Annotated in this window: 1 pseudogene and 1 other annotated feature; the pseudogene reads left to right on the top strand. The window is 55.2% G+C overall.

From position 1 onward, the window contains the following. Positions 1 to 2: 2 nt before the first annotated feature. Positions 3 to 1,236: pseudogene (locus ACYBHZ_RS19305) on the top strand (IS3 family transposase); the annotation flags it as partial. Then, positions 261 to 377: a sequence feature (AL1L pseudoknot), on the top strand. It overlaps the preceding pseudogene by 117 nt.

Below are 1,236 nucleotides of genomic sequence, written 5' to 3'. Positions count from 1 at the left end.
TTTTGGATCACGAGAGCGAATACGCGAGCAGATCGGCGGCAATATTGTCGATCTCTCAGAAAGTTGGGGGCAGCAAGGACAGCTTGCGCATCTGGATCAAGCAGCATGAAACGGGTACCGGCAAACGCGATGGCGTGACAACGGCTGAGCGAGATCGCATCAAGGAACTTGAGCGCGAGAACCGACAGTTGCGCCAGGCCAATGAGAACCTCAAAAAGGCGTCTGCGTTTCACCTGCCACTTGAACCAGTGGCGTGACGGGTTCAACTTTGCACAGGCGGAGCTCGACCGCCCGTTTCGCAAATGATTGCCTTCATCAAAGACTTTCGTAGGGAGCATGGGGGCGAGCCGATCTGCCGCGTTCTGCAAATCGCCCCTTCGACTTTCTATGAGCGCTTGGCCATTGAGCATGATCCTGACCGGGCTTCTGGGCGTGCTAAGCGCGATGCCTATCTGCGCAAGGAGATGAAGGACGTCTGGACGAGAAACCGGTCTGTCTACGGCGCACGAAAGCTGTGGCATGCAATGAAGCGCAAGAAGATTGATATCGCGCGTTGTACGGTTGAGCGCTTGATGCGGCAACTCGGCATTCAAGGCGTCAGGCGTGGCAAGAAGATCAAGACGACCTATGGTCAGCCTGCGGGTCAATGCCCGCTGGACAAGGTCAATCGCCAGTTCCGGGCCTCTCAGCCAAACGAGCTTTGGGTGTCAGACTTCACGTTCGTCTCGACGTGGCGCGGTTTCGTCTATGTCGCGTTCGTCATTGATACCTTTGCCAACCGGATCGTTGGTTGGAAGGCATCTACAACACAAGACACACAATTTGTTCTGGATGCGCTCGAACAGGCAATCCATGCGCGCAGACCTTCTGAGAGGCTGATCCATCATTCTGATCGCGGCAGCCAATATGTGTCGATCAAATACACTGAAAGGCTGGCAGACGCGGGACTGGAACCATCCGTCGGCAGCGTTGGTGACAGCTATGAGTTCAAGCAGGTCCGCGCAGCGGATCAAATGATCCGGGGGATCATTTGAATGCGCAGAACGCGCTGGCCGAGACTATCATCGGCCTGTTCAAAACCGAGGTCATCAACCGGCTGGGGCCGTGGAAATTCAAAGATCAGGTCGAATGGGAAACCCTGCAATGGGTCGATTGGTTCAACAAGGAGCGCCTGCTTGAACCTCTTGGCTACATCACGCCAATCGAAGCAGAGGAGAAGTACAAACAAACCTGGCT

The sequence above is a fragment of the Celeribacter sp. ULVN23_4 genome, assembly GCF_054788345.1.
The sequence above is the reverse complement of the archived record's forward strand: the minus strand, read 5'-3'. Positions and strand labels throughout refer to the sequence as shown.